The sequence below is a fragment of the Cyanobium sp. A1C-AMD genome, assembly GCF_024346495.1.
Lineage (GTDB): Bacteria > Cyanobacteriota > Cyanobacteriia > PCC-6307 > Cyanobiaceae > Cyanobium_A > Cyanobium_A usitatum.
Genome location: NZ_JAGQDB010000114.1, coordinates 1 through 5,999 on the forward strand (window position 1 = coordinate 1; position 5,999 = coordinate 5,999).

Here is a 5,999-nt window from a genome sequence, read left to right on the forward strand (position 1 = left end):
ACAGCCAGTGCCACCACGAACACCGCCGGGGTGTAGCGGGCCGCGAAGCGATCGACGAAGCGCTGGATCGGAGCACGGGAGGCCTGGGCTTCCTCCACGGCCTGGATGATGCGCGCCAGGGTGCTCAGCGAGGCAGGTGCCGTCACCTGGATCTCCAGGGCGCCGCCCTGGTTGATCGTGCCCGCAAACACTTCATCACCAGGGCCTTTGTCAACCGGCAGGCTTTCGCCGGTGATCGGGGCCTGGTTGATCGCACTCTCGCCGGAAAGCACCGTGCCATCAAGCGGCAGGCGCTCGCCCGGGCGGACACGCACCACATCGCCGATGGCCACAGCACTGGCGGAGACGCGTTGCCAGCGGCCATCGCTCTGGCGGATCTCCGCCTCGTCGGGAGCCAGGGCCATCAGGCTGGTGATCGCCTGGCGGGCCCGCTGCACCGCCCGCGCTTCGATCGCCTCGGCCACGGCATAGAGCGCCATCACCATGGCGGCTTCCGGGAAGCGGCCGATCAGGAAGGCGCCCGTGACCGCCACGCTCATCAGCGCATTGATGTTGAGCCGGCCCTGGCGCAGGGCCGCGAGGCCCTTGCGAAACACGGAGAAGCCCGCCAGGGCGATGGCGGCGATGGCGATCCCGATCTCAAGCAGCTCATGACCCGGGAAGGCGGGAACGACCAGATGCAGCAGCTCCGCTGTGATCGCCAGCGCCAGGGAGCCCGCCAGGCGGAGCCGTTCAAGGCGCCGTTCGGCGCGGGTCTGGGCGGCGGACGGCCGCTGATCGGGGCTGATCGGCTCCGGGGTGAATCCCAGCCGGCGGATTGCGGCAAGGGCGGAGTTGAGCGCTGCTGCTTCGGCATCGATCGCCAGAACGCGCTCGGCCAGCAGGAACCGCAGGCTGCGGATGCCGTCAACACCTGAGAGGGCATGCCGGATCTCGCCTTCCTCCGTGGCGCAATCCATCGCGCTGATCCGAAACAGCGCTTCTCTGCCGCTTGCCGGCTCCGGCTGCGGCGCCGTGGTGGCTCCGGCCTTCTGCCCGCTGGTTCTACTGCTGCAGCAATGTTCCGCCATGGTCCTGTCATCCAGGCCCCATCTAACAGCCTGTAGTCACTTCAGGGTCAAGGATCTGGCGGCACCGGGTAGCCACAGGTTGCTCGTCAACGCAGCTGGGGACACTCCTGATCTCGCAACTCCTGATCCAGCCCATCGGCTTGCCGTGCCAGCTTGGCTCCAGCCGCCGTGTAGAACCTGAACTGCTGGCGGTTGACGTAGAGAACCCGCTGGCTGCGCAGCAGCTGTTCTTCCGCCTTGTGGCGGCACTCGAGCAGGGCCTGGTAGTCGATGGTCAGCTCGCTGCGGTCGTTGGCATTGGCCTGATCAGCCTGCTGGCTGAGGACCGGGCAGATCCGTTCGCGGATGGTGCGAACCAGGGCGATTTCGGCCTTGATGGCCTGCTCGGCCAGGGCATGGCGTTGATCCAGCAGGTTCCGACACGCCTCCAATTCAGCCGACAACGCCGGAGCCGACAGCCAGCAGCAGGTCAGCGAGAGGGTCAGGACGTGGCGCATGAACGGATCGGTTCGATGCCTGCGCCTGTGGCTGCGATCGCCGTGGCCCTTCTGAAACTTTTGCATCAGAAGATTGTCCTGGGTGTGAGCCCCCTCGCGAGCCTCAGCCGCTCCTCATGGGGTTCAGAAGACGCGATTCCGCCAAGGATGGCGCCGTGATTTCCACTGCAGATATCATAAAAAGGAGTCATCGTTTCATCTCACTTGAAGAAGCTTGTTGGACCAATGCGTAGAGCATTGATCTATGGCCTGATTAGTTATGGCGGACTTGTTCTGATCAACAACTCAGAGCTTGATCTCCCCAGCATGTGGATCGCGTATCTGCCGATGTTTATCGGTGTCTATGTGGTGACGCAGTGGCTAGACAAGAAGCTTGGGGATTGAGTACCTCAGGGTTGGGCACCTCTTCATCCATCGATAACCAGAGCAAGTTTGCAGATCACAACCAGTCGACTGGAATCGCCTCCCAGCCGGCGGGATCCCACGGGGCCATCAGCGCCTCCAGCCCCCGCAGCTCGGTTGATGCTTCCGGAAGCAACCAGGCCTCTTCCCATCCATCGTTGATCACCACCGGCATGCGGTCATGGATCGGACGCAGCAGGGCGTTGGGGGTGGTGGTGAGGATGCAGCAGGTCTGGAGTTCGCTGCCATCGGGACCGATCCAGTGGTCCCACAGGCCGCCCAGCCAGAAGGGAGCGCCGTCCTGGCGGCGGATCCAGTAGGGCTGCTTCTTCCCTTTTGGGCCATGGCCTTCCCCTTCCGGCGGCGGCCGCCATTCGTAGAAGCCATCGGCCGGCAGCAGGCAGCGGTGATGGCGCCAGGGACTACGAAAGAACGGCTTCTGGCTCACCGTCTCGCTGCGGGCATTGATCGGCCGGCTCTTGCCGCGGGTGTCCTTCAGCCAGCTCGGCACGAGGCCCCACTGGGCGTAGCCCACCTCCAGTCGGCCCTGCTGCTGCCGCTGGATCAGAAGCGGTTCGCCAGGCCGCACCTGCTGCCGGGGCTGGTACTGCTCGAGGAAACCCTCCGGCAGCGGACCCTTGAGCCTTGGCAGCAACTGATCGATCGTGGTGGTGAGCGAGTAGCGGCCACACATCAGCGACGCCTGTGGATCCGGTTGGGCTGCTCCCAATCTGCGTGGCCTGACTCCTGACTGAGGGGTTTCGCAGGGAGTGAGTCTGAGGGGACCAAACCCACACTGGAGACGGCCGCGCTGCGGTGGATCGGTTTGCCGTACTGACGCCACGGTCAATCGGATCTATCAATGAATCAGAGGCCTCGACCAGGGCAGCGCGAGCCCAAGCCCTGCAACCGGCCCTAGCCCTTGGCTTCTGCGCAGCAGTAGGGCGCCCGACACGGGGCGCCCTTCTCATTGGCCCCTGTGCGGCAGCTCTTGGAGCAGAGCCTCAACGCTGGCCACCTTGTCCTCCAGCGTTTGGTCCCGATCGGTGCGGGTGTTGACCTTCACGGTGGTGTAAATCCGGGGGCAGCCCATGTCGTGCACGGCCGTATGGCATGCCTCGATCGCTTTGAAGACGGGCGCCCACTCGCCCTCGACCGCGGTGCCGTTGGGGTGCAGCTGGATCTTGAGGCCGGCGTCCAGCAGCACCCGTTCGCAGGCAGCGATATAGGGCGCCAGGTTGACGCCGACCCCGATCGGAACGACGCAGAGATCGACGATCACCTTCATCGATGTGCCTCCGGAGGACTCATTGAAAGGCTCCCATCTTCCTGGCCCCTCGTCCGTTCAGTGCCGAGACGGTGTCCCGCTTCCCCGGCAGTGCCATGCCCGCTCCGTTGGCCATGCCTAGCGTTTTGGCAATTCCGCCGGGTGGGCCATGGCCGTGGTGAACCGCTGCGCGGTGGGGATCTACCCCAGTGGGCAACTGCTCGACTGGGCCCGGGGACTTGACCTGGATGTGGAGGTTGCTGGAGCCAGTGAGCCCTGCCTGTACCTGATCCCTGACTACGACACGCAAGAGGAGGCGGAGGAGATCCTCGAGGAGGTCTACGAGGCGATCTTTGAAGCCGAGCTCGACTACTGGCATCGCGACACCGGCACCTGGCCGGCGGAGCGCACCTATCCGGTGTTCCGGAAGTGGTTCGAGGTGCGTTTCTACCCCCTGATCCAGGACCTGGTGGGCGAGGAGATCACCGCCACCGAGGTGGATGAGGAGTTCATCGGTGAGCTGCGCACAGCGCTGGAGGGGCTGGAGCCGCTCCCCTGAGGAAGGCCAGACGGCAACGAAGTCGGCCCCCACACTGGGGTGATGCCCCTGAACCCACCCCCACTTGCTGCTCTGTTGCTGGCGGTGGTGATGACCATGGCGGCAACATCCACGGCGGCGATGGCCGGACCCGAGGTTCGCGCCACGGTGCTCTCGATCGGCGACGGCGACACGATCCGCGTGCAGCAAGGTGGCAAGCGGATCACGATCCGGCTGGCCTGCATTGATGCCCCCGAGATGGCCCAGGCTCCCTATGGCGCCCAATCCCGCGCCTACCTGCAAACGCGGCTGCGGATCGGTTCCCCGGTGACGCTGCTGCCGCAGACCGTGGACCGCTATGGCCGCACTGTGGCGGAGGTGATCGGGGAGGTGAACCTCAACCTGGCGATGGTGGAGGACGGCCAGGCATTCGCTTACCGCCAGTACCTGAGCCAGTGCAACGCCAAGGAGTATCTGGATGCTGAATACCGGGCCTCCCGCCACCGCTTTGGCGTCTGGCAGGTGCCTGGCGGCATCACCCGGCCCTGGGACTTTCGACGCCGCAGATCACCCGCTCGATCGGGCGGCATTTCCTGATCGCTCTGCTGATGCCTGAGATCAGGCCGGCTTGAGCTGCTGCCGCAGGGGCGGTGGCAGGCGAATCCCCGAGAGAAAGGCCAGGGCCACCAGCAGGCACGAGGCCCACAGGCAGGCCTGCAGGCCTCCCACCAGGAACAAGGCACCAGAGAGCAACGTGCCCACCAGCCGGCCGGCCGCGTTGGCCATGTAATAGAAGCCCACGTGGAGGCTCACCGATTCGGCATCGGTGTAAGCCAGCACCATGTAGCTGTGGATCGAGGAATTCATCGCGAACACGGCCCCGAAGGCCGCCAGGCCCACCACCACCGCGACACCCGGATTGCCCACATCGCGCCACAGGCTGATGGCGATCAGGGCGGGGATGGCCGTGAGCACGGCGCTCCAGAACTGCACGGCAGACACCCCCGGGGGTGCACTTTTCCCCCAGCTGCGCCGCAGGGCCGGGGCCGAGGCCTGGATGATCCCGTAGCCGATCACCCACAGGCCCATGAAACCGCCCACCTCCCAGTACTTCCAGCCCAGCACTGATTGCAGGAACACCGGCAGGGCCACCACGAACCAGACATCACGGGCGCCGAACAGGAAGAAGCGGGCTGTCGAGAGCACGTTGATGCCCTTCGATTTCGAGAACAGGGCCGTGATGGCGGGCTTCTCCTTCATGCGCCCGATCTCGCCGGGCAGCACCAGGGTGATCAGGAAGGAGAGGAACAGGCCAGCGGCCATGGCTCCAACGGCGGCACTGAAGCCGATCGTGGTGAGCAGCAGGCCGCCGAGGAAGAACCCCACCCCTTTGAGGGCGTTCTTGGATCCGGTGAGGATCGCCACCCATTTGAAGAGCTGGTTTTCGCCCTTGCTGGGGTCTTCGGGGGTTTCCGGCACCACCGTCTTGATGGCGCTCTTGGCGCTCATCTTGTTGAGGTCCTTGGCGATGCCGCTGATCGCCTGGGCCACCATCACGTAGGCCACACTCCACCAGCGCGGCCAGTCGTCGGCCACTGGAATCAGCATCAGCAGGGCCGCCACCTGCATCAGCGTTCCCGCCCAGAGGGTGAGGCGCAGCCCGAAACGGGCCCCCAGCCAGCCGCCGTAGAGGTTGGTGATGATGCCGAAGAATTCGTAGAAGAGAAACAGAAAGGCGATCTCCAGGGTGGAGTAGCCGAGCTGGTGGAAGTGGAACACCACGAGCATGCGCAGGGCCCCATCGGTGAGGGTGAAGGCCCAGTAGTTGGCCGTGACGACCACGTACTGCTGCAATCCCGTGAGGTGTTTCATCGGGCGGCACCTTCCAGTGCGGCACGTTCCAACGCAGCCACGTGACAGGCCAGATCCGCCATGCGGCAGCTGTAGCCCCACTCGTTGTCGTACCAGGCGTAGACCTTGAGCTGGGTGCCGTTGATCACCATCGTGGAGAGGGCGTCAACGATGGAGCTGCGCGAATCGTTGACGTAGTCGATCGATACCAGGGGCCTGGTTTCGTAGCCCAGGATTCCCTGCAACGGCCCGTTGGCAGCGGCCTCGAAGGCGGCGTTGACCTCGTCCACGCTCACCTCACGCTCCCACTCGAACACCGCGTCGGTGAGCGCAGCATTGAGCAGCGGCACCCGAACGGCAGGGCCGTTGAGCTT

The 5,999-nt window shown here is 64.9% G+C and carries 8 protein-coding genes and 1 pseudogene; 3 read left to right on the plus strand and 6 right to left on the minus strand.

Features of this window, described 5'->3' with window-relative positions; all coding sequences use genetic code 11:
• Both KBY74_RS13140 and KBY74_RS13145 read right to left on the minus strand, forming a co-directional pair.
• Window positions 1–959, minus strand: a 959-nt coding sequence (locus KBY74_RS13140) for a cation-translocating P-type ATPase (RefSeq protein WP_254943083.1), incomplete at its 3' end; no start/stop codon positions are given.
• A 197-nt stretch (window positions 960–1,156) separates the two neighbouring features.
• Complete coding sequence (locus KBY74_RS13145) at window positions 1,157–1,633, minus strand: hypothetical protein (protein ID WP_254943084.1); 477 nt, start codon at window positions 1,631–1,633, stop codon at window positions 1,157–1,159.
• Window positions 1,634–1,771: 138 nt separating this feature from the next.
• On the opposite strand from KBY74_RS13145, the gene KBY74_RS13150 reads away from it, so the two are divergent.
• Complete coding sequence (locus KBY74_RS13150; RefSeq protein WP_254943085.1) at window positions 1,772–1,951, plus strand: hypothetical protein; 180 nt, start codon at window positions 1,772–1,774, stop codon at window positions 1,949–1,951.
• 55 nt (window positions 1,952–2,006) lie between these two features.
• On the opposite strand, the gene KBY74_RS13155 is transcribed toward KBY74_RS13150, so the two are convergent.
• Together KBY74_RS13155 and KBY74_RS13160 are read right to left on the minus strand one after the other, a co-directional pair.
• A complete protein-coding gene (locus KBY74_RS13155; protein ID WP_254943086.1) occupies window positions 2,007–2,663 on the minus strand; it encodes an SOS response-associated peptidase in 657 nt (218 codons plus the stop codon).
• Between the two features lie 273 nt (window positions 2,664–2,936).
• Window positions 2,937–3,257, minus strand: a complete 321-nt coding sequence (locus tag KBY74_RS13160) for an MTH1187 family thiamine-binding protein (RefSeq protein WP_254943087.1) — start codon at window positions 3,255–3,257, stop codon at window positions 2,937–2,939.
• A 148-nt stretch (window positions 3,258–3,405) separates the two neighbouring features.
• Between KBY74_RS13160 and KBY74_RS13165 the strand changes: the two genes are divergently transcribed.
• Complete coding sequence (locus tag KBY74_RS13165) at window positions 3,406–3,795, plus strand: hypothetical protein (RefSeq protein WP_254943088.1); 390 nt, start codon at window positions 3,406–3,408, stop codon at window positions 3,793–3,795.
• 42 nt (window positions 3,796–3,837) lie between these two features.
• Entirely contained in the window at window positions 3,838–4,371 is a 534-nt protein-coding gene (locus KBY74_RS13170; RefSeq protein WP_254943089.1) for a thermonuclease family protein, read from the plus strand.
• A 21-nt stretch (window positions 4,372–4,392) separates the two neighbouring features.
• On the opposite strand, the gene arsJ is transcribed toward KBY74_RS13170, so the two are convergent.
• Both arsJ and KBY74_RS13180 read right to left on the minus strand, forming a co-directional pair.
• Complete coding sequence (arsJ, locus tag KBY74_RS13175) at window positions 4,393–5,646, minus strand: organoarsenical effux MFS transporter ArsJ (protein ID WP_254943090.1); 1,254 nt, start codon at window positions 5,644–5,646, stop codon at window positions 4,393–4,395.
• Window positions 5,643–5,999 (minus strand): annotated as a pseudogene (locus KBY74_RS13180) (type I glyceraldehyde-3-phosphate dehydrogenase); the annotation flags it as partial. The gene arsJ and the pseudogene KBY74_RS13180, both read right to left, overlap by 4 nt.